This is a genomic window from Sulfitobacter sp. TMED3 (assembly GCF_002167505.1).
In the GTDB taxonomy this organism is placed as follows: domain Bacteria; phylum Pseudomonadota; class Alphaproteobacteria; order Rhodobacterales; family Rhodobacteraceae; genus Sulfitobacter; species Sulfitobacter pontiacus.
This window is the reverse complement of sequence record NZ_NHBI01000053.1, coordinates 1-24,204: the sequence shown is the minus strand read 5'-3', so window position 1 is coordinate 24,204 and position 24,204 is coordinate 1. Positions and strand designations below refer to the sequence as shown.

The following is a 24,204-nucleotide window of genomic DNA, read 5'->3' as shown; positions in this document are numbered from 1 at the left end:
TTGCCGAAGTTTAATACTTGATTGTTTTTATCAGCCTTAGTAACCCGCCCGTGAATAGGTAGCCAATCGTCCAGACCAGCCCCCTAAAAACAGCCCGAATGGGCAATGACGAGGGCGATATGACTCAGACGAAAACACCACACAGCTTGCGTGGCCACACGGCCAGCCGCAGCATCGGCATGATGACGGCCGCCGCCATCGGCGCGACGTCTCCTGCAGCACTTTATGCGCAATCCAGCGACGAGCCGCTGCTGCTTCCCGGTATCGAGGTTGAAACCTCCGAGCCGCAGGCCGCCAAGCCCAAGCCACAACCCGCCAAGAAACGCGCCGCGGCGGCCCCTGCCCCCCGCGCGACACCGGCACCCGCCCCTGCACCCGTCGTGGCCGAGGCCCCCGTTGCTGCCGCCCCCGCCGCGCCCGTCGCCGGCGAGAACGGTCTGTCGCCCTACGCCAACCCCGAAGCCGGATATCAGGCCGTCCAATCGGGCAACTCGCTGCTGACGCAACCGCTGGTCGATACACCGCGCACCGTTACCGCAGTTACCCAGGAAGTGCTGCGCGACAAGAACGCGACATCGGTGCGCGAGCTCGCCCGCACCACCCCCGGCATCACATTGGGCACCGGCGAAGGCGGCAACGCATTCGGCGACGTTCTGTTCATCCGCGGCTTCCGATCCTCCAACGACGTCTTCATCGACGGCGTGCGTGATTCCGGCGTTGCCGTGCGCGAAACATTCATGGCCGAACAGGTCGAGATCACCAAAGGCCCGTCTGGCTCCATCGGTGGGCGCTCGACCACCGGCGGCGCGGTCAATCTGGTGACCAAAGAGGCGCAGGATACGGACTTTGTCAAAACCACCACGACTTTTGGCACCGCCGATCTGGCGCGTCAGGAAGTCGACTGGAACAAGGTCTGGAACGACCGCTTCAAGACCCGCATCGGTGCCGTCGCCCAAGTGAGTGACGTTGCCGGCCGCGACGGGAGCAAAGACGACCGTCTAGGTCTGTCCATCGCTGCCGAATACGAAGCGACCGACCGTCTGACACTGGATTTCGAAGCCTACCAGCTGCAAATGAAACAGATGCCAGACTGGGGTGTGCCATGGGATGGCACCAACGGCGTGCCCTTCACCGAATCCGCTGCAGGCCGTCCGACGCTGGACCGAGACACCTTCTACGGCAACCCAGACCGCGATTTCCACGATGCGACACAAAGCGTTGCCACCTTCGGCGCGACCTTTGAAATCACACCGGGCATGACATTCACCAACCGCTCCCGTCTCAGCCGGACCGAGAACGACTATATCGTGTCGGCGCCTGAACGCCCTGACACTTCGGATGCCGATCCGCAGAACTGGACGCTGACGGCCTCCCCCAAAAGCCGGTATCAGGTCAACGAAGTGGCGTCGAACACCAGCGAGCTTTCTTTTGGTTTCAACACCGGGTCGGCGCGCCANGACATGATNGCGGGCTTCGCGCTTTCGCGTGAAGAGATCAGCCAGCGNGGCTATGTCGGCCTATCCTCCGAAGTGGGGGGCGGCACTGTCGAAGACAATTTGGCAGGGTGCNCNGTCGCNATCTACAANCCCGANNNCAGCGGCTGTTCNACAGCGACACCTGTCCGCAGCGCAGATGCGACGCTGACCGATGTCACCACACGGTCGCTGTATCTGAACGACACGATCACCTTTAACCCCCAGTGGCAGTTGAACCTTGGTGCCCGTCTGGATGACTACAGCGTCAGCCGGACCACCACGGAAGCCGGTGCCGATACGCTGTCGCGCGATGACACCATGTTCAACTGGAATGCCGGTGTTGTCTGGAAACCCCGCGACAACGGGTCGATCTACCTGTCCTATGCCACCTCCACCAACCCNGTCGGGGATGAACTGGACGCAGGCGGCGGCAGNTACAACGGGATCGATTCCTCGAACCTGCTGCTGGAGCCTGAAGAAAACACCGCGATNGAACTGGGCACCAAATGGCAGTTCGGCAACCTGACCGCCACCGCTGCGCTGTTCCAGACCACCAAGGACAACGCCCGTGAAAGCACAGGCGGCCGCGGCGCACCTGTTGTGACCACCGCGACCGGCGAATACCGCGTCCGCGGGATCGAACTGGGCTTTGGCGGCAACATCACCGAAAAGCTGAGCCTGTTCGGCGGTGCGACCCTGATGGACAGCGAAGTGCTGAAAAGCAGCAACCCCGACAACGTTGGCGAAGAGTTCGCGAATATCGCGCACGAGCANTTCAACGTACTGGCCCGTTACGACTANAACGACCAGTGGAGCTTTGGCGGCCAAGCCACATGGCGCGGCAGCGTTCAGGGCGGCACATTCGCGGCCACCAACGGCAACGAGCTGCCAAGCTACTGGCGCTTTGACCTGATGGCGGATTACCACATCACGGATGATGCCTCGGTCAACTTCCGCATCGATAACGTGCTGGACGAAACCTACTATGACGCGCTGTACCGCTCCGGCACGCCGTTCGTCTATGTGGCACCGGGTCGCTCTGCGTCCATCTCTGTCAGCATGAAGTTCTAAACCACACACCCAAGGCNGGCGGCGCAGACCCGCGCCGCCNGCCGATCCCCTNGAAAGGATACACCATGTTGCTTTGCGTCGAAAATATCCTGTCANCGCAGGAAGTTGCCCATATCCGANCNGTGATCGACACGGCCCAATGGGACGACGGCCGCAACACCGCCGGCGCGCAATCGGCGCAAACCAAGCGCAATCAGCAAATTCCCCTCGACAGCCCCGTTCTGCCTGATCTGCAGACGCTGGTGCTCCAGCGGTTGATGGGCAACCCCACGTGGGTTTCCGCTGCCCTCCCGCTGCATGTCCTGCCCCCGATGTTCAACCGCTACGAAGAGGCAGAGACCTTCGGCGTGCATGTCGACAACGCCATCCGCGTGAACCCGCAAACCGGCCAGCGCCTGCGGACCGACCTGTCGTGCACGCTGTTCCTGAATGACCCCGACGACTATGACGGTGGCGAGCTGGTCATCGAAGACAACTACGGCACCCAGTCGGTCAAACTNCCGGCGGGGCACTGCGTGCTTTATCCGTCAACCTCGCTGCATCAGGTCACGCCTGTCACCCGTGGTGCGCGTGTTGCGTCCTTCTTCTGGGTNCAGTCGATGATCCGCGACGGCGGCCAGCGCGAGATTCTCTTCGATCTGGATCAATCCATCCAAGAGCTGTCGGCCAGCGCGGGTCTGAACGACCCGACCGCTGTGCGCCTGACCGGCATCTACCACAACCTCATCCGACAATGGGCAGAGACCTGATATGAAATTTCCAAGCATCCTTCTGGCGGCCGTCCTTGTCGCTACGCCGCAACTGGCCNCAGCCGACACCGCGTCGGTCAATATCGCGCTGATCACATGGGCTGACGAATGGATCGGCCCTGCCCTGTCCGAGCCGATGCGCGTNGCNGCGCAACAGGGNGGCCATTCGCCGCTNGCGATGTTCATGGGGGCCGATATCGTCGTGAAGGCGGTGATGTTCGGGCTGGCCATCGCCTCGGTTCTGGGTTNGGCCGTGTGGGCGGGCAAGATCCTGCAGGTCAGCTGGGCCAACGCGCGGCTGCGCCGGTCCTACCGCAAGCTTGCCAAGGCAGGTGCCGTCAAAGGCGCGCAGGCGAAATCCTTTTCCGGCCCCATGCGCGCCATGATCCGCGCCGCTTTGGCCGAGATCGACATCTCTGACGGGTTGAACAAGGCGGGCATCAAGGAACGCGTCGCCTCCGAACTTTCGCGGATCGAAGCGGGGGCCGCGCGCGCGATGCAGTCTGGTGCGATNATCTTGGGCTCNATCGGGTCGACGGCACCGTTCATCGGGCTTTTCGGCACGGTCTGGGGCATCATGAACAGCTTTATCGGCATCGCTGAAAGCGGCAGCACCAGCTTGACAGTCGTCGCCCCCGGTATCGCCGAAGCGCTGCTGGCCACCGCCATCGGTCTGGTCGCCGCGATCCCCGCCGTGCTGCTTTATAACCACATCACCCGCGTCGTCACNGGCTACCGTGCGCGTGTGGGGGATGCCGCGGCGCTGGTGGAACGCTGCCTGTCACGTGATCTGGACCGTGCAGAGCGTACCGCCGGCGTGCCCCATACCACCGCTGATATCGCCACCAAACTGGCAGCGGAGTAACCCCGATGGGCGTGCGACTTTCTGACGGCGGCGACGATCTTGCCCCCAATGCGGATATCAACATCACACCGTTTATCGACGTGATGCTGGTCCTGCTGATCATCTTTATGGTGGCGGCCCCGCTGTCTACCGTGGACGTCAACGTAGAGCTGCCGGTCGCCACCGGCAAACCCGCGCCGCGCCCCGATGATCCGGTCTTTGTCACCATCCATCAGGACCTCAGCCTGAGCGTGGGCGAAGAAGAGGTGTCTTTGGGGGATCTGAACATGCGGCTTGGCATCCTGGCCCGTCTGGATCTGGGCACGCGCATCTATATCAATGCCGATCGGTCGGTTCCCTATGGCGAGGTGATGGCCGTGATGAACCGCATGCGCAGCGAAGGCTATCTGAAGATCGGCCTCGTCGGGCTTGAGGACGAGGGCGGGGCCGCCCCTGCGGCGGCAGGTGACGTGGCAACCGCTCCCCCTGCCCCCGCTGCGCAGGACGCCGCAGAATGAGCTTTGCCTACGCCCCGCGATATGGTGCCGGGTTGATGCTGGGGGCCGGGCTGAGCATCGGCGTGCATGGCGCGCTGGTCGCACTTTGGCTGACACAGGCCGCGGCCTACGAGCCACCGGAAGAAGCGGGCATTCAGGGCCGCGAGCTGATCGATCTGGCCGAGGTCGAGATGATCATGGCCGCGCCTGAAACCGACCTCCCCGACGGGCCACCCGCCGAGGATAGCCAAGCCACGCTCGAAAGCCCGGCCGAACGCGAGGAAGCCAAAGCGTCAAACGATCCGCTGCTGGCACAGATACCGCACACGCCGGACGACCCCGAACTGCAGTTCAAGATCGCCAACCCCGATCAGGAAGTCGACACCGACAAGGAGGCGACCGAAACGCCGACCGAGTTGCAGGAAGAGACCGAAAACGAGAACGCCGCGCAAAGCACGGCTGCCGCCCCCAAGGCAAGCGCGGGTCAGGACGAACAGGACCAAAGCGCGGCCAAGGAACAGGGCCTGACAGATGCCGAACGGGCAGAGATCACGGATTGGCAAAAGTCGCTGGTTCTGGCGTTAAACGCCGCCAAGGATTATCCCCGCCGCGCCCGCGAAGCCCGCGCCGAGGGGACCACAACCGTGGCCTTCACGTTGGATCAATACGGTCAGATCAAAGCGCGCGAGGTGTCCAAATCCTCCGGCTGGCCAGTGCTGGATCAGGCGGCGCTGGATATCTTTGACCGGCTGCAAACACTGCCGCGCCCGCCCTCTGCCATGGGTGCCGGCCCGTTCAATCTGGCAATCCCGATCAGCTATCGCTTTCGCTGATCGGGTCGCCGCCGAAGGCTGTGATCATATCGGGGGTGATGTCCGCAACCGTTGCGCAGCCGCATAGGGCCATCGTCACTTCCAGCTCGTCCCGCAAACGACGCAACACCTGACTGGCGCCGCGTGCCCCGTCGACGATCAACCCGTGCATCACGGGGCGACCGACCAGCACAGCCTCGGCCCCCAACGCCAGCGCCTTGAACACATCGCTCCCGCGCCGGATTCCGCCATCCAGATAGACCGGCACATCCTGTCCCACCGCCTGCACCACGGCGGCCAACTGCGTGACGGGGGCGGGAACGGTATCCAGCACCCTGCCTCCGTGGTTTGAAACGATGATCCCCGCAACACCGGCATCGACAAACAGCCGCGCATCCGCGGCACGCAGACAGCCTTTGATGATCACCGGAACGGGGCTGTCCGCAATCAGCCGCGTCAGGTCTGCCCATGTGGGGGCAAAGACCATCATCCCGTCGAACACCACGCTCTGCCCGTCTTGCAACTGCGGTCGCGGCGGTTGCGGCAGCAGGTCCAGCATCACGGGACGCACGCCATCCGGCAGCGCAAAGCCCGCGGCAACCTCGCGGTCGCGCAGGCCGTTGATCGGGGCGTCAAGTGTCACCACCAGCGCCTCTGCCCCGCAGTCCACCGCGCGGTTGACCAAGGTCATCGTGCTATCGTGATCCGCCTGCATATAGAGTTGGAACCAGCGTCGCCCGGGGATGGTAGCGATGTCTTCGGGCGCGGTGCTGGTCTGGCAGCTGACCACCATCACCGCCTCCTGCGCGGCAGCGGCCAGTGCCGTCGCAGTTTCCCCTTCCGTGTGAAACAGCCGTTGGAATGCCATTGGCGCGACCATGATCGGATGCGCCGCGGGCTGCCCCAATATCGTCGTGCGCGTATGGCCGCCTGCACAGTCTGCCAACAGGCGCGGCAACACTCCGATCCGGCCAAAGCTGGCGCGGTTCTGGCGCAGCGACAGCTCCCCTTCTGCGCCGCCTTCAAGGTAGGCAAACACATCAGCGGCAAGGGTCGCGTGGGCGGAGGCTTCGAAATCTGATAAGGTCACAGGCATAGCCCACAGATCGCGCAAAACGCCCGCCGCCACAAGCGACTTAAATACTCAGGTATATCGGTTAGACGCGTTGGACGTACTCCAGCATCGCGTCATCCACCTCGTCCCCGCATAGAACAGAGACTTCGCCCGTCGTCTCGAACACGGCGGCACGCACATCGCTCAGCCGCATGACGTTGGATTCGCGCAGCTTCTCCATCAGGTCACTGCGCGACACACGATTGACCCGCATCGCCTCTTCGCAGATCTTGCCATTCTCCATCAGATAGACCGGCGCGTTCTGGATGGTATGCAAAGCGGTTTCTGACCGACGACGCAGATAAGATAAGCCGAACTGGAAAAGGAACAGGCAAGCGGTCGCAACCAAAGTCTGGAAGTACGCCGTCCAATCCGACGCTTGCGCCGCCCCCGCCAGCAAAGAGCCGAAGGCGATGGTGGTCACAAAGTCGAAGTTCGTCATTTTGGAGAAGGAATTGAGCCCGACGATCCGCACCATGAGGATGATCCAGATCAGCGCAACACCGCTCAGCACGAAGCCGCGGGCCAGAACATCCAGTACCGTATTGTCGAAAAACATATAATTCCTTCTTTTCTGGATAGATCAGGCGTCGGATTGACGCGCTTTCTCTTCTTTCTCGTCGCGTTGATGCGCACGCGATTTCGGCACGTCGCCCTCGCCCGCGGGCCACCCCTCGCGCTGCGCGCGGCGGTCGCCGTCGGTCGCTTCGGTCTGGTCGTGGAACAGATGCACCTGCGTCGGATAGGGCATATCGATCCCCTTTTCATCCAGCGCTTTATAGACGGCCTGCAGCACTGCCCCGAAGGTATGGATCTGCGACGCACGGTCCGACTTCGTCCACCACCGCAAGCGGACGATGTTGGCGGAATCGCCCAGTTCGACCGGTATCGTTTCGGGGGCTGGGTCGGTCTCTACACCCTCGACGCTGGCGCAGGCATCCTGCATGACCTTGCGCGCGGTGTCCCAATCGTCGCTGCAGCCAATGCCGATGTCATATTCCGACCGGCGCGTGTCAAAGGCGGTATTGACCACCACGCTATCTGTATAGATGTCCGAATTCGGGATCACCACGCGGCGACCGTCGTAGGTCTTGATCATCGTGGCGCGGGTCTCGATCTTTTCGACCGTGCCCTCATGCCCGCCCGACACGATCTGGTCGCCGACTTCAAAGGGCTGACGCAGCAGGATCAGGATACCTGCCAGCATGTTCTGCAAAATATCCTTGAACGCGAAGCCGATCGCGACAGAGCTCACGCCCAACCCGGCAATCAGATCCCCCGGTGTGACCGTCGGGGCGACGATGGTCACCGCCAGCATGAAGCCGATGATCGTCACGGCCCACCGCATCAGCGACCCGCCCACGTTGCCCAAATTCTCGCGTCCGCGGCGCCCGGCAGATTTGCGGATCAGCGCGCCGATGCCCATTCCCAGAAACCAGAAACCAGAACACCACGGCCACAACCAGCGCAACGCCGATATTCGGGAGCAATCTGAAAAAGCCGTCCAACCAGCCGTCAAGTTTATCGAAAATCAGGCCGGGGTTGGCGTCGACTTCTTCCATGGGTTCTTCCTTACTCGTTACTGAATCAGCGGGAGCACAAAAGGCCCGTTCTCACGTGGCTATTTGATCACATCCCCAAGACAAACGACCCGAAACAGCGGCGGGTTCCCGAAACACCCTTGGTATATGCGCTGCAAACACGTCCAAGGCCGCAAGCGCTTTGTGTGAAATGAGCAACAGCGCCATAATTCCGCCAGTTTCAGAAACCATTAACGATGGCAGAGAAATTCNAGNGATGCAGAGCGTACNACCCTCTGTGCAGGACTGAGTGACAGGGCAACGATGACAATTCCGCGCAAGCTAGCCTACTTCCAACTGTTTACCCTTTGCGTCTGCATCGGGCTTTCCTTTTTGTTCTTCTTTGTGGCGGGCAATACTGTGCAGGTCCAAGCGCAGGACAGGTTTCACGCGTTGGTCAGCCAAGGGTTGTCGTCAATGGGGCGGCGCGCCGACGAATACGGCAGGACGCTCGACGGTGTCGCGGGCTTTGTCGCTGCCTCTGACAAGGTGACGGCGCAGGATATGGAGACCTACGCCACGTCGGTCCATATTGCAGACGGTTCCTACGTGCTGGACGCCATCGGCTTTGCCGTCCCTGTGTATGACGAAACCGACGGCACGCTGAAGGATTTCGTGATCCAGCGCGCCACGCCGTCACAAGATTTCGTCGGTATGGTCGGGACAAAGTTTTCAAGCAACGCAGATCTTCTGGCCACGGCCCTCGCCACCTATGCAAGCGGCGACACGCTTTCGACAACCCCTGCGCTCCACGGTGAAAACTGCCACGCCCTGCTGATCAAACCGATTTTCCGCCCTGCCGCCGCTTCTGACGGCACCCGCGATCCTGATGCGGCGTTTCTGGGCGTCGCCTTTGCGATGGTCGATGTGGACGAAATCTTTAGCGATCTCTTCGCCGCGCAAAATGACCTCATCACGCTGGATGTGTCCTTCTATGATGAGAATGGCACCCCGTTCCAGCACCACCCGACCGTCGCCAGCGATGCCCCCGCCCCGGCCTTTGAATTTTCGCGTAACCATACGGGCTATGGCCAACGCATGACCCTGCACTGGGCCAGCACCCCGGCGTTCGAGGCCGCGCAACCGAACAACGCCAAATGGATCGTGCTGGCGCTGTCGCTGACCATCACGGCGCTGATCCTGATAATCCAGTCGGTGATCCTGAAACGTAATCTGACAATCAACCAGACGGTAGCCGACAAAACCCGCGAGCTTGAGACGCAACACCAAGAGAAACGCTCGATCCTCGAAAACGCGATGCTGCCGATTATCTCGGTCCGGCAATCGGGGGAAATCCTGCATCTGAACGATGCCGCGCGACAGCATCTGATCGCGGCCGGGCACCGCAAGGACGCGACGGGCGACTTCGTGCAAGACCTGCTGTCCGAGGTCGACATCCACCGTGCCGACGGCGGTGTGAAAGTCGTGGTGCCGCCCCACAAAGGTACGACAGAACCCCGCACACTTGAGGTCGAGAAGAACACCTGGCTTACCGCCGACGCAGAGACCCGTATCACCTTGATGCTGCGCGATATCACCGACAGCGAACGCCGCACGCTCAAGATNGCGGAAACCGAACAACGGTGGAGCCTCGCGCTCAGCAGTGCGCATATCGGGGTCTTNGACATTGATCTGGAAAATGGCACATCTGTNGTGTCGGACACATGGCGCGACATCATGCACCACCCCGCTGACCCCGCCTGTCAGAACCCCTATTANGANAAGATGCAGCATGTGCATCNCGATGATGCGGCGGTGGTCAAGAAGATCGAACTCGCCTGTCTGAACGGGATGACCGACCGCGCCGAGGCCCGCTTTCGCATCCGCGTCGGTCAGGACAACTGGCGCTGGATCAAATCGGATGCGGTCGTGGTAGAGCGGGCGAAGAACGGGCGCGCCCTGCGGATGCTGGGTATTCAGATCGACATCACCGAAAGCAACAAACTTGAACAGATGAAGCACGACTTTGTCGCCACCGTCAGCCACGAACTGCGCACGCCGCTGACCTCTATCAAGGGGGCGTTGGGGCTGCTTGAGGCCCAGACACAGGACGATCCGGATGCCGGCGCGGTGCGTCTGGTGCAGATCGCCACGGCCAACTGCGACCGGCTTGTCGCGCTGGTAAATGACATTCTGGACATGGAAAAGATCAACGCAGGCAGCATGACCGTTGTNCCNAAACCGGAGAAGCTGGGCGATATCGTCACCCTCGCCGCCGAGCAGGTAGAGCCTTATGCCAGCGAATGGAANGTCGAGATCGACGTAGACACGCCNGATCCCGATCACCACGTGCTGACCGACAAGAACCGGATNATGCAGGTGCTGACCAACCTCTTGTCCAANGCCTGCAAGTTCGCCTACCCNGAAACCGCNGTGACAGTGACCACAGCGCCNGTGGGCGACATGACCAAAATCTCTGTCACCAATCTGGGTAACGGCATTTCGGAGGAGTTCCGCGAACGCATCTTCCAGCCGTTCTCGCAGGCCGAGGCATCGAACACGCGACANCGCGGTGGCACCGGGCTTGGGCTCAATATCTCGCGCCATCTGGTAGAGGCCATGGGCGGGGAAATCGGGTTCGACAGTGTGCCGGGGGAGGAAACCGTATTCTGGTTCACCTGCCCCTCGACCGAAGACCCCGACGTGGCGATGGTGGCCTAAAGCGCCAGATCGGCGATCANCATNTCCTTGGTGTAATCGGCCTTCAGCTTACGCGGCCCGTTGCGCCCGCCTTCGACCACGATAAAGCTGTCGCCCAGCGCATAGGCGAAATCGGCATTCTGTTCGACCAATACAATTGCNATCTCGCCTTGGGTGCGCAGCAACCGCAGCGCATCCCCGATCTGCTGGATCACATTGGGCTGGATGCCTTCAGTCGGTTCGTCCAGCAACAAGACCCGCGGTCGCGTGATCAGCGCCCGTGCGATGGCAAGCTGCTGCTGCTGCCCGCCCGACAGATCCCCCCCGCGCCGCGCCTTCATATCCCGCAAGACAGGGAACAGATCGTAGATGTGATCTGGGATGTGGTGGTCGGCCTTGGGCAGGCAGGCAAACCCCGTCTCTAGGTTCTCCTCTACCGTCATCATCGGGAAAACCTCGCGCCCCTGCGGCACATAGGCAATGCCCGCATTCGCCGCCTGAAAGGCCGTGGTCAAACGCACNGGNGTNCCNTCAACNGTNATCGTGCCCGCCAGANGCCGGATGCCGCCCGGCAATCGCNTTGAGNGTNGANGTCTTGCCCACCCCGTTGTTGCCNATCAAGGTCGTGATCTGCCCCTTGGGCGCCTGAAAGGACACCTCGTAAAGAATGCGGCTTTGACCATAGTGCAGGTCCAGATTTTCAACTTCAAGCATGGCCGCGCCCCAGATAAACTTCGATCACTTTCGGGTTGGATGTCACGTGGTCAAGACTGCCTTCGGCCAGCACCGATCCTTCGTGCAGCACCGTGACCTTGCAGTCGAGCCTGCGCACGAATTCCATGTCATGTTCNACCACTACCACGGCGCGGGTCTTGGCNGCACGTTTCAGAATATCGGTGGTCTTTTCGCGTTCCTCTACCGTCATGCCGGCGGCGGGTTCGTCGACCAGCAGCAGACGCGGCTCCTGCGCCAGCAGCATGCCGATCTCNAGCCATTGNTTCTGGCCGTGGCTCAACTCTCCNGCGATGCGGGTCAGGCTNTCGGTCAGGCCGATCTCTGCCGCGATGCCTTCGATCCGCGCNGCGTTGGACGGNGTNTTGCGGTGCAGCAGGACGGCCAGCGGCCCNCGCGGGTTCTTCAGCGCCATNGCAAGGTTCTGCCGCACGGTCTGCGCCTCGAACACGGTGGGTTTCTGAAACTTGCGCCCCACCCCTTCGTTCGCGATATCCGCCTCTGACATACCNAGCAGCGATATATTCCGCTCCCCCCAGACGACATGGCCGCTGTCGGGGCGCGTNTTGCCGGTGATGATGTCCATAAAGGTGGTCTTGCCCGCCCCGTTCGGCCCGATCACAGCGCGCAGTTCCGGCTCTGCGATCTGGATCGAGAGGTTGTTGATCGCCTTGAACCCGTCAAAGGATTTCGACACGCCGGAGACTTCTAACAGGGTATCGTTCATGACGGTTTCCTCACCAGATAATCAAACAGGCCGCCGATCCCCTTGGGGAAGAACAAGGTGACGCAAACAAAGGATACGCCAAGCAGNACCAGCCACCAGTCGGTCCATAGGATCGTATAGAACCCNAGNTNNATGGCAGGGGCACCGCCNCCTGTGAACCAGCTGGACAGCAAGGATACGAATGCCGCCCCGATCACCGCGCCGTAAAGCCGCCCGCGCCCGCCAATCGCGACCCAGACCGCCAGATAGATCGATGCAATCGGCGCGATCTCTGCCGGGTTGATGATACCCGCCTGCGGGTAATAAAGCGCCCCGGCGATACCGGCGATCACGGCGGTCAGGGTAAAGATGAACAGCTTGTAGCGNTCCACNCGGTAGCCAAGGAAGCGGACGCGGGCCTCGTTATCGCGGATGCCTTGCACCACGCTGCCCATCTTGCCCGANACCACCCATGCAAACAGGATATACCCAAGCGCCAGTGCCAGCGCCGACCCCATAAAGAACACAAGGCTNATGGTCGCCTGCGAGGTGTCTTCGTACCCCGGAATATTCTGCAAACCGGAAAGCCCGTTGTTGCCGCGCAGNCCNCTGTCGTTCTGGAACAGNCACAGCGACAGCGCCANCGTCATCGCCTGCGTCAGGATCGACAGGTAAACGCCCGTGACACGGCTGCGGAACGCCAGCCAGCCAAAGACCAGCGCCAGCAGCCCCGGCACGATCACCACCATCAGCAGTTGCAGGAACAGACTGTCGGAGAAGGCCCAGAGCCACGGAAAGTCAGAGCTGCCAACGACGCCGAAGATCTGGTTNCCGATGGCGTCCTGCACCTCTTGCGGNGTGGGCGGGATCACCTGACCTTCAAGGCTCGACAAGACGATGCCTTCGGTCCGCGCATACATCAGCCACATGCCGATGGCATAGCCGCCGATGCCNAAGAAGGCGAAATGCCCGAGGCTCAGGATGCCGCAGTAGCCCCAGACCACATCCATCGCGATGGCGATCAGACACAGGCACAGCGTTTTGCCCAATGTCTTGACCATAGAGGTAGAGATCAGGCCCGTGCCTGTCGCCTCTGACCCGATGNCGACCGCGAGGGTAAACAGCCCCAACAGCGCGATGAACCACAGGACGGAAGGGTTTTCGGAAAGGAATGTTTTACGCATGGATCAATCCGCCGCTGCCCGACCCTTTTGGGCAACGATGCCCTTGGGACGGAATTGAATGAACAGGATGATGAAAAGCACCATATAGGTCTGTGCCGCGAGGGTATTGGACGGGTTGAACCATTCGATCCCCTTTTGCAGGAACCCGATGAGCGAGGCCCCGGCCAGCGTGCCCCAGACGTTACCAACGCCGCCCACNACCACGGTCATGAAGGATTGCACGATGTAATCGGCCCCCATCTCGGANGTGACCTTGGCATAAAGCCCGATGGCCACCCCCGCGATCCCCGCGATGCCCGAGCCAAGGCCAAAGGTCATCATGTTGATGCGGTCGGGGTTAATACCCATACTGGCCGCCATACCGGGGTTCTGCGTCACGGCGCGCACCTCTAGCCCCAGTCGGGTGCGTTTGAGCACAAACAGGATCAGCCCCAGGAACAGCAGCGCCAGCACGAAGATCGCGATGCGGATATAGCTGATCTGGATCACATCCGAGATCACCCAAGCCCCGTCCAGCCAAGCCGGAGAGGTCAGCGGGCGTGCCTGCGTGCCAAAGATGTTCTTGGCCAGTTGCTGCANCGCGATAGAGATGCCGAAAGTCGCCAGCANCGTCTCNAGCGGACGGTGGTAGAGGTGCCGGATCACCAACCGCTCCATCACCACACCGGCGGCAAATGTGACCGCAAAGGCCAGTGGCAGGGCGATGATGATCGACAGCGTGTAGTCGGGCACGAACAGCTGCACGACATAGCCGGTATAGGCCCCCATCATGATAAACTCGCCATGGGCCATGTTGATGACCCCCATGACGCCAAAGGTGATGGCAAGGCCGATAGCAGCAAGGAAATAGATCGACGCGAGCGACAGCGCGTCCAGCGTCAGGTCAACGGTTTGCGCGGCGGCGACGCGGGTCTCGATGCTGTCGAGCGTGGCCCGCGCGGCGTCTGTGACGGCGCTGTCGGGCTCGTCATACACCTCGTAGAACGTCATGCCCGCGATGGCATCTTGCTGGTCCCGCGCAGTCACCAGCGGCGGCACGGTGCCCGCAGCGGCGAGTGCGGCATAGGCCGTCGCACGCGCCGCATCGGTATTCAGCCGCGCGGTCGGGAAACCACCCACACGCCCGTTGACAACGTTCGCCGCCAAAGCGTCGCGGATCGCGGCGGGGGGCACAGGCGAAGGGGCCAGATCAGCCGCCACAAGCTGCGCATAGGCCGCATCGNGNGANATATCCTCCCCNGGTGTCAGCACCCGCGCGACGTTGCCGNTGGGTGTTTCAGACNGNGTCGCNGTTTTGGTCGATAGAATCTGGTTCATCACCGCCCGCGCCTCGATCGAGGTATCGCTNGCCATTGATGTGATCGCCGCGATACGGTCGGCGGCTGTGTCGCCAAAACTGGCAGAGAGGAAGTTAGCCAGCTGGATCTTGCGGGCCTTCAGCGCCGCGTCTGTCTCTGCCTCNATCGAGGCGCGCAGGGGGGCCAGTTGGTCCGCCTCNGGGCGGCGGGCGATGGAATCGACGGCACTTTGACGGCGTGCAAGATCAGGGTCGGTCAGTTGGAACTGNACAAGCGCGGTGCCGATCAGGCGGCGCACTCCGCCATTGGGTTTCAGCTGCGAAAACCCGCTTGCCGGTGCCGTGCTTTCCGCATCGCTGTCGATATCGCGCAAGGCCAGCGTGTCGCCTGTCTCGGTGCCGAAAAAGAACACACCATCCGCGTCGCGTTGCCAGACCCCTTTGTCCTGCCAGCGTTCAAGAAACGCGCTGACCTGCGGCGCACCGGAGGCAACCAGATCATCCAGCGCGACAGAGACAGAGCTGCGCGAGGGTTTGGCAATTTCATCGGCATGAGCTTGAAGCACGGGCTGCAAATCTTGCGCCTGTGCCGTTCCCACGATGCCCACCCAACAGAGGAGCATTAACAGGTGGCGGAACATAGGGAACCCTTGTGGTAAGTCTGGGAAATAAGGTGATGGGGCGGCCAGTCAGCCTGCCCGCCCCGGCGTTCAGGATCAGTAGTTAGAGGTCAGCTGAACGCANGTTTCCGTTTCGGTGTTGTACATNCCGCATTCCAGATCTTTCCAATCGGAGGTCAGCACAGCGCTTTCGGGCAGGAAGTCTGTCCAGGCATCNCCGGGCACCGGATCGGTCTGGCTGATGATGTCGAACTGACCGTCNGCCGTGATCTCGCCGATCAGCACGGGTTTGGACAGGTGGTGGTTCACCAGCATCTCGGCGGTGCCGCCGGTCAGGTTCGGGAAGGTCTGCCCGTACATCGCNCTGCGCACGGCATCGACATCGGTGGTGCCAGCCTGTTCAACCGCATTCACCCACATGTTGAAGCCGATGTAATGCGCCTCCATCGGGTCATTGGTCACGCGTTTGTCGTCGCCGATGGATGTTTTCCACTGTTCGATGAATTCAGCGTTTGCAGGGGTGTCTGCGGACATAAAGTAGTTCCACGCCGCCANATGCCCGACAAGGTTCGATGTATCGAGNCCCGACAGCTCTTCCTCGCCCACCGAGAAGGCAACGACGGGGATATCATCCGCCGACACNTCCGCCGCGGCGAGCTCTTTGTAGAAACCGATGTTCGCGTCACCNTTGATGGTCGACACAACGCCCACCTGCTTGCCGTCCTGNCCCAGTGCCACGACATCGCCNACGATCGTGGCCCAATCGGAATGGCCAAACGGGGTGTAGTTCACAAAGATGTCTTCTTCGGCAATGCCTTTGGACATCAGATAGGATTTCAGAATGTTATTGGTGGTACGCGGNTAGACATAGTCGGTCCCGAGCAGGGCGAATTTCTCGACCCCCAGCTCTTCGAGGAAGTAATCAACCGCAGGGATCGCCTGCTGGTTGGGCGCGGCACCTGTGTAGAACACGTTCTTGGATGATTCCTCGCCCTCGTATTGCACGGGGTAGAACAGCAGGCCGTTCAGNTCTTCGATCACGGGCAGCACGGATTTGCGCGACACNGAGGTCCAGTTGCCAAAGATCACGTCGACCTCGTTCACGGTCAGCAGCTCGCGCGCCTTCTCTGCGAACAANGGCCAGTCGGAGGCAGGGTCAACCACGACCGCCTCGATCTCGCAGCCCAATACGCCACCCTTTTCGTTCTGNGCGTCGATCAACATCAGCATGGTGTCTTTCANCGTCGTCTCGGAAATCGCCATGGTCCCCGACAGCGAGTGCAGCACGCCGACCTTGACCGGATCGGCACAGTCCTGCGCCATCACCAGCGAGGTGGAGCCCATCAATGCGGCGGTCGCGCAGGCGGCGAGTTTGGTGAATGTTGTCATCTTCTATCCCCTGTTGGCGCTGCTACCCCGCGCGTCAGAACGCACTTTTCCGGGGCCCCCAAGCACGTTAGACAGGAGGCGCAGCNTATTGTTGTGATCGTCGCATGGCTTGTTACATCTGCCAGGATCGCTNGCCGTGCGACGGTGTTGCCTGTGTCGGCACAAGGCCAAGATGCCTAGGNCAGTGGCGGAGTCGCTAGAAAAAATGGCATGTCGCAGGACACACCCCTAGCCGCGCCTCNTTTTTTGGCACCAAAGATCGNGATCGCCTAAAATGTAACCGGCAGGCACACGGCTGCGGGGAAAGGCGCGCGACAAGCGCGCACCGGCATCTTCGCCTTAGGGGGTGACGCGNGCGGCGGAGGTCGCCTGCCACGCCCGCAACATNGGCAGNGCACAAAGGGCGNCCCCGATGAGNAAGGACAGGCTGTAGCCCAAACCGGCCAGATCGTTCTGCGGCATGGCGATCAGNACNCCGCCAAAGAACAGCGCCACCCGCATCGGTAGCGCCCCACGGCCTTCAATCGGGCCGACAAGGCTGATGTAACCCTGCAGCGCCGCCGAGATCAGGGTCACCCCGATCATCGCACAGCTCAGCGCGACGACGACCTCCCACGCGGGGGCCTGACCAATCAACGCAGGGTTCAGCACAAAGAAGAAGGGCGCGATATAGATCACACCGCCAAGGCGCATCGCCTCGAACCCCGTGGCAATCGGGTTGGACCCCGCCATGGTCGAGGCCGCAAAAGCCCCAAGCGCTACCGGAGGTGTGATATAGCTGACCATGCCCCAGTAGAGAATGAACAGATGCACTGCCAGTTGGTTCAGCCCGCCTGCCTCAAGCGCGGGGGCCAGCACCACCGCAAGGAAGATATAGCAGGCGGTCACCGTCATCCCCATGCCAAAGATAAAGGCGGTGATCGCCCCCATCAGCAACAGGATCAACGTGCTGTCGCCGGCAAGAAATACCAGCTCGTTCACCAATGTGCCCGCCAGCCCCGTAGCCGAGAACGACCCTACGATCAGCCCGACCCCCAGCAGGATCGCGGTCAGTTCTGACAGCCCCATGCCGACACCGACGATCATATTGCCAAGGCGGCTCAGGTTCAGACGATGGCTGGCGCGGAACTGGTTCACCACCAACAGCAACGCGGTTGCATAGAAGGGCGCAGAGGATTCCTGCCGCAGCCCGATCATCATATACAGCAGCAGCGCGAAGACGAAGATATAGGGCCAGCCTTCGATCATCACCTGTCGCAGCCGTGGCAGGTCGGGCTTGGGCAATCCGCGCAGCCCGCGTTTCGCGGAATAGGCGTCGATCTGGGCAAACAGCCCCCAGTAGAACAGAATGCTCGGAATGGCGGCGGCCAGCGCGATTTCGACATAGGGGCGTGACAGGAAGGACGCCATGACAAAGGCCGTCGCCCCCATGATCGGCGGCATCAATCCCCCGCCAGTCGAGGCGCAGGCCTCTGTCGCGGCGGCGGTCTTGGCCGAGAACCCGGTCTTGCGCATCGCGGGGATCGACACCGCCCCCGTGGTCAAAACATTCGAAATGACAGAGCCGGACATCGATCCCATAAAGCCGCTGGCAAAGATAGAGACCTTCGCCGCCCCCCCGCGGTAGCCGCCCACAAGCCCAAGCGCCAGATCGTTGAAAAACTGCCCGCCGCCTGTCCGTTGCAGCACCGCGCCGAACAGGATGAAGCCGATGACAACACCGCCGAACGCCTTCATCGGAATGCCGAAAGAGCTTTCGGCGGAATAGATATGGTAGGGCACCGTTTGCAGAAACGTGCTTTGAAAGCCCGAAAACGGGTCCGGCACGTGGCCCGCGAAGGTTGGATAGAACGCAAAGAGAGTGACAATCAGGAACAGCACCAGCCCCCCTGCCCGTCGCGTTGCCTCCAGGATCAGAAAGAAGAATATGACCGAGACATATTGCGCCGTTTCAGGGGCTGCATATTCCCACCCCTGCGACAGGTTCTGCTGCGCGGTCTGCGCCAGATAGCCCGTGGTCCCGACCGAAGCGGCAAACAGCACCCAGTCCAGTAGTGTCGGCTCCCCCCCCTTGCCGCCGCGGGCCTGAAAGATAAGGAACGTCAACGCCAGGAACATCCCCCCAAGGATATACAGATACCGCCCGTCGATCAGCACAATCCCGAAAAGCTGAAGGTTGAACAGCTGGTTGACCACCAGCACCAGCGACAGCAGCGTGGTGATCACCACGACCCAACGTGCCACCCCCGAGATCCGCTCCGCCGGGGTGGCTCCGTCAATTGCCACCTCCTCGAACTTCGGCTGCGGGGCGCGCGATGTATCGGGATCGGTCATAAAAACGCTTTCATATTAGGGGGTACGGGCCGGTAAGCGGCACAGCAGGAACGGGCCGGCACCATGACCAGCCCGCCCCGAACTTTCGAAAGGTTCAGAAAACGACAGAGAACCCGCCGTCTGCCAAGGCCTTGCGGCGCGCATCGGACCAGGCGGCTTCCCAGTCAGAGGGGTTGGACGCTTTCGTCGCTTCCCATGCCGCGGCCAGCGCTTCTTGGCGTTTCACAAGTGTGTCGTTATGCGCCTGCGCGGTGTCAGACCAAGCGCCCACTTCTTCGAAATAGCGGATCGCCCCTTCGTGGTAGGGCACCACCCATTCCATGTTCTGCTTGTCCAGCGCCCAGCCACCGATGCCGGGGGAATTGCCGTCATATTTCGGGAACAGCTCTACCATCGCCTTGGTCATATTATAGACCAGCGCTTCGTCCGTGGCCGCAATCGAGGTCAGCACCGGATAGGCATAGCCCGCGCCCTGATAGCCGTCGGTCCCGTCGATGGTGGCCCCGACCTTGGCTTTGTTCAGCGTGAAGAAGGGGGCAATCTCCTGCATACGGGCGAAACCCTCGGTGTTGTCGGGATCAATCGGCGGCCAGAACAGCCCGCGCGGCCCCGCTTCGGCCTCATATGCCTTGCCCGAATTGGTCGAAGCAAAAGCCGCATCGACCTGCCCTTCGATCAGGCCGGTCCAGCTGGCCCCGAACCCCCCGAAATCAACCCGCTCCACATCGTCCCAGGTCAGTCCGCCATAGGCCAGATAGGCTTCGGTGTTTACGTTCAACGCAGGCGCACCCACGATATAGGACACGCGCTTCCCCTTGAGGTCGGCATAGGTCTCGATCCCCAGATCGCCCGCGACACCGACCGCGAGGTTGATCGCGCCGCCGTTGTTCGCCAGCAGCACGCGGATCGGCTGCGGGCCCCAGTTTTCGGCCCCGAAATCAAACACACCCTCCTGCGCCATAAAACTACCGCCCACACCCGTGGCCGAGAATTCAACCCGCCCCTGGCGCAATGGCTCTGTGCGCGACACGTCGTTCTTGCCCGGCAGCACGCGCAGGTTCACCCCCGCGGCATCTTGCAACGCAGCACCGATTGCCACGGCCTGATTATAGCCCGCCGACCCGGTGTCATAGGCTGTCCAGCTCAGTTGACGCGGCAGGTCCAGATCCTGCGCGAACCCCATGGAAGCCGTGAGCCCAAATGCCACGACCGTCGTCTTCAATACGTTCATATCTTTCCTCCCAGAAAATCCTGCGGCACGGAACATTCGTGTCTGCGGCAGGGTTAGCGGCCCGTTTTCTTGTGAAACGTAGTTCCGCCCTGTGGAAAAGGATAAGAGCGCGCCTTTCCTTGAGTCAACAAAAGACCGCGAGAGGCGCGATTGCGCAGGGTGACGTCAATCAGAGGTAGAGCAGAGATGTTCTGACGCGGGAACACCCGCCTTTCGCGCCGCCGCCGTCAGTTGCGCCAATGTGCCTGCATCCAGCGGAATACCCTTGGCCGATCGCTCTGCCGTACTGCGCCTTTCGGGGTCGCCGGGGAATTGCACCCCCGCCGTTCCGGGCGCTGCGGGGGATGCTTTTACCCAATCTGTATAGCGGTCCACATCCACACCAAAGCTTTGCGCAAGACCAAAGACATTCGGATCGATCAAGATCGCCATCATGTTGTTCTCGATCCGGTCGGGCACCTCGCGCTCGGGTGCATAGGCCCCGCCCCCGCTGAACGATCCACCTAAGATATCCCCCAGCAAGGCGAGCCCGAACCCTTTATGCTGCCCGAAGGCCGTCAACGCCCCGCCTGCACCGTCAAATACCACCGACGGATCGCGCGTGGCATTGCCCTGCGCATCAATCAACGCCCCTTCGGGCGCAGGCTTGCCGCTAAGCTGAGCGACACGCGCCTTGCCCATGGCGATGGTACTGGTCGCCATATCCAGCACAAACATCGGATGCTTTTCGGTCGCCGGTATCGCCGTGCAGTAAGGATTGGTGACAAAGCGCGCATCACTACCGCCGAACGGTGCCACGAGGGGGCGCGCGGACTGAACATTCGCGTAAAGGATGCAGATAAACCCCGCCTCCGCCGCCATGATGCCCCAGTCGCCCAACCGCCCAAGGTGGAAGCTGTTGCGCAAGGACAGCATCGCGAAATGGTGGGCCTGCGCACGATCAATCGCCAGCGTCATCGCCTGCTCTGCCACGATATGGCCAAAGCCACGGTGGCCATCGACCAAGAGGAACGGCCCCTTGTCCTGCACCAGCTCGATATCGGCCGCAGGGTCCAACTGTCCGGCAAGAATACCGTCCACATAGGCGGGTATCATCCCCACCCCGTGACTGTCATGCCCCGCCAGATTAGCCCCCACCAACCGCGCCGCAACCTTCGCCGCCCGCCCGGCATCCTGCCCCGCATGCGCCAGAATAGCCGTCGCGAACTCCCTCAACCGCTCCGCATCTACCGCCATCGGTCTGTCCTCCCCCAAATATGCTGCCCACGCCGCCTCTCCCAAAGCGAGCGCCCACGATCGCAGCCTCGCGCCAAGAAGCGGAAACTGCAAGCCGGAGGGTCATCGGAAGCGGAAGGAGCCAATGCGGGCGTCTACGGCGGGGAAGTTTTCAACGGAGAGTTTAAATGGTGCCCGGGGCAGCTTGGGTTTCCCCGTTGCGTTCCCGTTTGAGCAGGTTGAAGAAGCTCTCAGGCAAGTCTTTGTCCGCCATTGGTCCGAGGACAATGGACGCGCGCATTGTCATGGCAATTCCCGCGCCTGCTCATCGCGTGTTCGATATTGTGGGCTCGCAGAAACGCCGCCCAGTCCCTGCTGGTGTATTGGCTGCCTTGGACGCCCTTCTAAGTGTCAAGCGGCGATCTGAGCCTGATTGATTTGTTTGTTGCGGCGGGCGATGACGTTGAAGATCTCACGTGCAATGTATCGTTTGACACAACGGATTGCCTCGAGTTTGGAATGGCCCTCTGCTATACGACGCGAGACATATTCCTGGGTCTTCGGATCAAGCCGCAACCTTCCTATCGCGATGATGTGGAGCGCACTGTTCGCCGCGCGGTCACCACCTCTGTTTAATCGGTGTCGTGTTGTTTTGCCTGATGAGGCTGGGACTGGACTGACACCACATAGGGCAGCAAAGCTGGCTTCGGATCTGAGACGCTCCGGATTATCACCTGCCGTGAGTAACAACTGTGCAGCGCTGTTCAGGCCCACGCCGTTACGTGCAATCAGCTCTGGGGCTAAATCTGTGACGATTGCCTCGATCATATCGTCAAGGTCCGCAACTTCATCATGCAGCTCGAGATAGCGTCGCGCCAGTGATTTAAGCGCGATCTTGTAGGCTTCCTCGACGTCGCGATACCCTGTCAAATCCGGACGCCAAGCTGCCAGGGTGCGTATCAACTTCATACGGGTCATGTTGCGCAAAAGTTCACGCAGCCGGTCAGGGGCGCAGACAATTGTCGTCTAGATGATCTGCAATGCGATCCGACGGGCTTGAACGGCAGTTTTACGGCAGACCTTGAGTACACGCAGGGATTCCACCATTCCATCCCGGCTGCGTGGGGTGACCGTGCGCCGCCTCGCGAAGGCCGCATGGGCAGCACTCTGCGCGTCAAAGTCATCGTTCTTGCCGCGCCGTCTACGATCCTGCTTGTCCGGTGCGGTCACTTCAAGAACGTCTACACCAGCGACCTGCATATATCGCAAAAGACCCGCGCCATAGCTACCGGTGCATTCGACCCCAATCCGTTGCAAGTCTCCGAATGAGCGCATCCATGTCAGCATCAACTTGTAGCCCTGCCGCGTTGTGGCAAAACTCTGCGTTCCCAGCACCTGATCGTTGTCATCGACAACAGCTGCGACATGGAGGTCTTTGTGCGTATCAACCCCGCCAACAACTGGGGTAGTTTGTTTGGGTTTTGCCATTGGATCATCCTTTCCGGCAGTGACGAAACTTGCTTCGTCGACAAAAATGCACGGACAGGACAGTCATGAGACCAAATGGTCAGGCCCTTCTTGGGTCACGCGGCATCTTCGAGACAAAGCCTCACCGCAAGGCGTTCCCGGGCGGTCGACAGGTCCAAGGAAAGACACGTGTCTGGTCGGTCGCTGTTTGGGTCAAACCAAACCGGAAAGCGAAGCGGCACCAACCCAGCGAACGGTCGATCGGTGTTTGAGTCAAACCACCCGAGAACTGGTTACCATCATATGACTATCAGTGTTCATGATCTCTGGAGGGCCGTATGTGGCGATGGCTTCGTTCAAAGCATCGACGCAGAAGTCCGCGTGCATCGTGTTGCTCAACCGCCAACTCAGGACCTTGCGTGTGGCCCAGTCCATGATCGCCACGAGATACAAGAAGCCGCGCCGCATGGGCAGATAGGTGATATGCGAGCACCAGACCTGATTGGGCCGATCCACACGCAGACCGCGCAGAAGATAGGGGTAGATCTTGTGCCCCTTCGCGGCTTTGCTTGTGTTGGGCTTTTGATAGATCGGCATGAGGCCCATCAGCCGCATTAGCTGTCTGATCCGCTTCTCGTTCACGAGATGGTCGTCATTCCGCAGGTGCCATGTCATCCACTGGCCGTCAGGGTATTGCCGCAGGCAATGTTCCGAGAGGCTGGCGCACCCCGTAAAACGGGGTCTCAAGGAACTGCTTGTCGATCACGCGCATCAGATCGAGATTCATTTCACTTTCGCCCTTGGGCTCATAGTCAAACGATGATCGCGAGATCGACAACAGCTTGCATTGCTTGCTGATGGACAGGTTGGCGTTGGCAGGCTCAATCATCTTGCGCCTCACTTGCCGGTCCAGGGTTTGAGCTTTCTGGCCAAAAAATCGTTGGCGACGGCCAACTCCCCAATCTTGGCATGCAGGTCTTTCACTTGTTCTTCATCGACTTCCGGTGCCTTGCGGCCACCGCGCTCAAATACGCCTGACGCGCCTTCAAGTAGAGCACGCTTCCATTGATGGATCATCGTCGGATTGAATCGCCCCGAGTTTGTCGGAGACCATCAACTTAAGTAAGGATGATGGTTATGACAAAAAGCAAAATGGCAAATCGCTACTCGCCAGAAGTCCGCGCGCGTGCGGTCCGGATGGTGTTCGAGCATCAAGGCTCATACGAAACGCAGGCGGGCGCGATAGC

At 61.0% G+C, this 24,204-nt stretch carries 20 protein-coding genes and 2 pseudogenes; 7 read left to right on the top strand and 15 right to left on the bottom strand.

The genetic code is table 11. From position 1 onward, the window contains the following. Positions 1-98 precede the first annotated feature (98 nt). From CBB63_RS13405 to CBB63_RS13385, 5 genes are all read left to right on the top strand, one after another. The gene (locus CBB63_RS13405; protein ID WP_502695938.1) at positions 99-2,546 is read left to right on the top strand and encodes a TonB-dependent receptor; all 2,448 of its coding nucleotides are present in this window, start codon (positions 99-101) and stop codon (positions 2,544-2,546) included. 65 nt (positions 2,547-2,611) lie between these two features. Then, positions 2,612-3,295 carry a Fe2+-dependent dioxygenase gene (locus CBB63_RS13400; RefSeq protein ID WP_286699514.1) on the top strand — a complete coding sequence of 228 codons (684 nt, stop codon included), beginning with the start codon at positions 2,612-2,614 and terminating at the stop codon, positions 3,293-3,295. A 1-nt stretch (position 3,296) separates the two neighbouring features. Further along, on the top strand, positions 3,297-4,160 hold the full coding sequence (exbB, locus tag CBB63_RS13395) for a tonB-system energizer ExbB (RefSeq protein WP_286699513.1): 864 nt from the start codon (positions 3,297-3,299) through the stop codon (positions 4,158-4,160). Positions 4,161-4,165: 5 nt separating this feature from the next. After that, entirely contained in the window at positions 4,166-4,657 is a 492-nt protein-coding gene (gene exbD, locus CBB63_RS13390) for a TonB system transport protein ExbD (protein ID WP_286699512.1), read from the top strand. Continuing rightward, the gene (locus CBB63_RS13385; RefSeq protein WP_009826209.1) at positions 4,654-5,469 is read left to right on the top strand and encodes an energy transducer TonB; all 816 of its coding nucleotides are present in this window, start codon (positions 4,654-4,656) and stop codon (positions 5,467-5,469) included. The genes exbD and CBB63_RS13385 overlap by 4 nt, the downstream gene beginning before the upstream one ends. On the opposite strand, the gene CBB63_RS13380 is transcribed toward CBB63_RS13385, so the two are convergent. From CBB63_RS13380 to CBB63_RS13370, 3 genes are all read right to left on the bottom strand, one after another. Continuing rightward, entirely contained in the window at positions 5,450-6,544 is a 1,095-nt protein-coding gene (locus tag CBB63_RS13380) for a (S)-2-hydroxy-acid oxidase (RefSeq protein WP_286699511.1), read from the bottom strand. The genes CBB63_RS13385 and CBB63_RS13380 overlap by 20 nt on opposite strands. A 61-nt stretch (positions 6,545-6,605) precedes the next feature. Next, positions 6,606-7,121 (bottom strand): DUF421 domain-containing protein, encoded by a 516-nt coding sequence (locus CBB63_RS13375; protein ID WP_286699510.1) that lies wholly within the window; start codon positions 7,119-7,121, stop codon positions 6,606-6,608. A gap of 24 nt (positions 7,122-7,145) precedes the next feature. Further along, entirely contained in the window at positions 7,146-7,910 is a 765-nt protein-coding gene (locus CBB63_RS13370; RefSeq protein WP_286699509.1) for a mechanosensitive ion channel family protein, read from the bottom strand. Between CBB63_RS13370 and CBB63_RS13365 the strand changes: the two genes are divergently transcribed. Further along, positions 7,888-8,148 (top strand): hypothetical protein, encoded by a 261-nt coding sequence (locus CBB63_RS13365; RefSeq protein WP_286699508.1) that lies wholly within the window; start codon positions 7,888-7,890, stop codon positions 8,146-8,148. The genes CBB63_RS13370 and CBB63_RS13365 overlap by 23 nt on opposite strands. A 258-nt stretch (positions 8,149-8,406) precedes the next feature. Next, a complete protein-coding gene (locus tag CBB63_RS13360) occupies positions 8,407-10,803 on the top strand; it encodes a PAS domain-containing sensor histidine kinase (RefSeq protein ID WP_286699507.1) in 2,397 nt (798 codons plus the stop codon). Here CBB63_RS13360 and urtE read toward each other — a convergent pair. The 12 genes and pseudogenes from urtE to CBB63_RS13300 all read right to left on the bottom strand — a co-directional run bounded on the left by urtE (position 10,800) and on the right by CBB63_RS13300 (position 24,034). Beyond that, a pseudogene (urtE, locus tag CBB63_RS13355) lies at positions 10,800-11,496 on the bottom strand (urea ABC transporter ATP-binding subunit UrtE). The gene CBB63_RS13360 and the pseudogene urtE overlap by 4 nt on opposite strands. Further along, a complete protein-coding gene (gene urtD, locus CBB63_RS13350; RefSeq protein ID WP_286699506.1) occupies positions 11,489-12,241 on the bottom strand; it encodes an urea ABC transporter ATP-binding protein UrtD in 753 nt (250 codons plus the stop codon). Before urtD ends, urtE begins: the two are co-directional and overlap by 8 nt. Next, positions 12,238-13,404 (bottom strand): urea ABC transporter permease subunit UrtC, encoded by a 1,167-nt coding sequence (urtC, locus tag CBB63_RS13345; RefSeq protein ID WP_286699505.1) that lies wholly within the window; start codon positions 13,402-13,404, stop codon positions 12,238-12,240. The genes urtD and urtC overlap by 4 nt, the downstream gene beginning before the upstream one ends. A 3-nt stretch (positions 13,405-13,407) precedes the next feature. Beyond that, positions 13,408-15,342 (bottom strand): urea ABC transporter permease subunit UrtB, encoded by a 1,935-nt coding sequence (gene urtB, locus CBB63_RS13340; protein WP_286699504.1) that lies wholly within the window; start codon positions 15,340-15,342, stop codon positions 13,408-13,410. 75 nt (positions 15,343-15,417) lie between these two features. After that, entirely contained in the window at positions 15,418-16,710 is a 1,293-nt protein-coding gene (urtA, locus tag CBB63_RS13335; RefSeq protein ID WP_286699503.1) for an urea ABC transporter substrate-binding protein, read from the bottom strand. 339 nt (positions 16,711-17,049) lie between these two features. Further along, entirely contained in the window at positions 17,050-19,044 is a 1,995-nt protein-coding gene (locus CBB63_RS13330; protein ID WP_286699502.1) for a TRAP transporter permease, read from the bottom strand. Positions 19,045-19,138: 94 nt separating this feature from the next. Then, positions 19,139-20,275, bottom strand: a complete 1,137-nt coding sequence (locus CBB63_RS13325; protein ID WP_286699501.1) for a TAXI family TRAP transporter solute-binding subunit — start codon at positions 20,273-20,275, stop codon at positions 19,139-19,141. Between the two features lie 165 nt (positions 20,276-20,440). Further along, positions 20,441-21,511 carry a malate/lactate/ureidoglycolate dehydrogenase gene (locus tag CBB63_RS13320; protein ID WP_286699500.1) on the bottom strand — a complete coding sequence of 357 codons (1,071 nt, stop codon included), beginning with the start codon at positions 21,509-21,511 and terminating at the stop codon, positions 20,441-20,443. 390 nt (positions 21,512-21,901) lie between these two features. Beyond that, positions 21,902-22,978: pseudogene (locus CBB63_RS13315) on the bottom strand (IS110 family RNA-guided transposase). 252 nt (positions 22,979-23,230) lie between these two features. Next, positions 23,231-23,632, bottom strand: a complete 402-nt coding sequence (locus tag CBB63_RS13310; RefSeq protein ID WP_286699499.1) for a DDE-type integrase/transposase/recombinase — start codon at positions 23,630-23,632, stop codon at positions 23,231-23,233. A gap of 10 nt (positions 23,633-23,642) precedes the next feature. Further along, positions 23,643-23,846 carry a hypothetical protein gene (locus tag CBB63_RS13305; RefSeq protein ID WP_286699498.1) on the bottom strand — a complete coding sequence of 68 codons (204 nt, stop codon included), beginning with the start codon at positions 23,844-23,846 and terminating at the stop codon, positions 23,643-23,645. A gap of 8 nt (positions 23,847-23,854) precedes the next feature. Continuing rightward, entirely contained in the window at positions 23,855-24,034 is a 180-nt protein-coding gene (locus CBB63_RS13300; protein WP_286699497.1) for a hypothetical protein, read from the bottom strand. Positions 24,035-24,204: the final 170 nt, after the last annotated feature.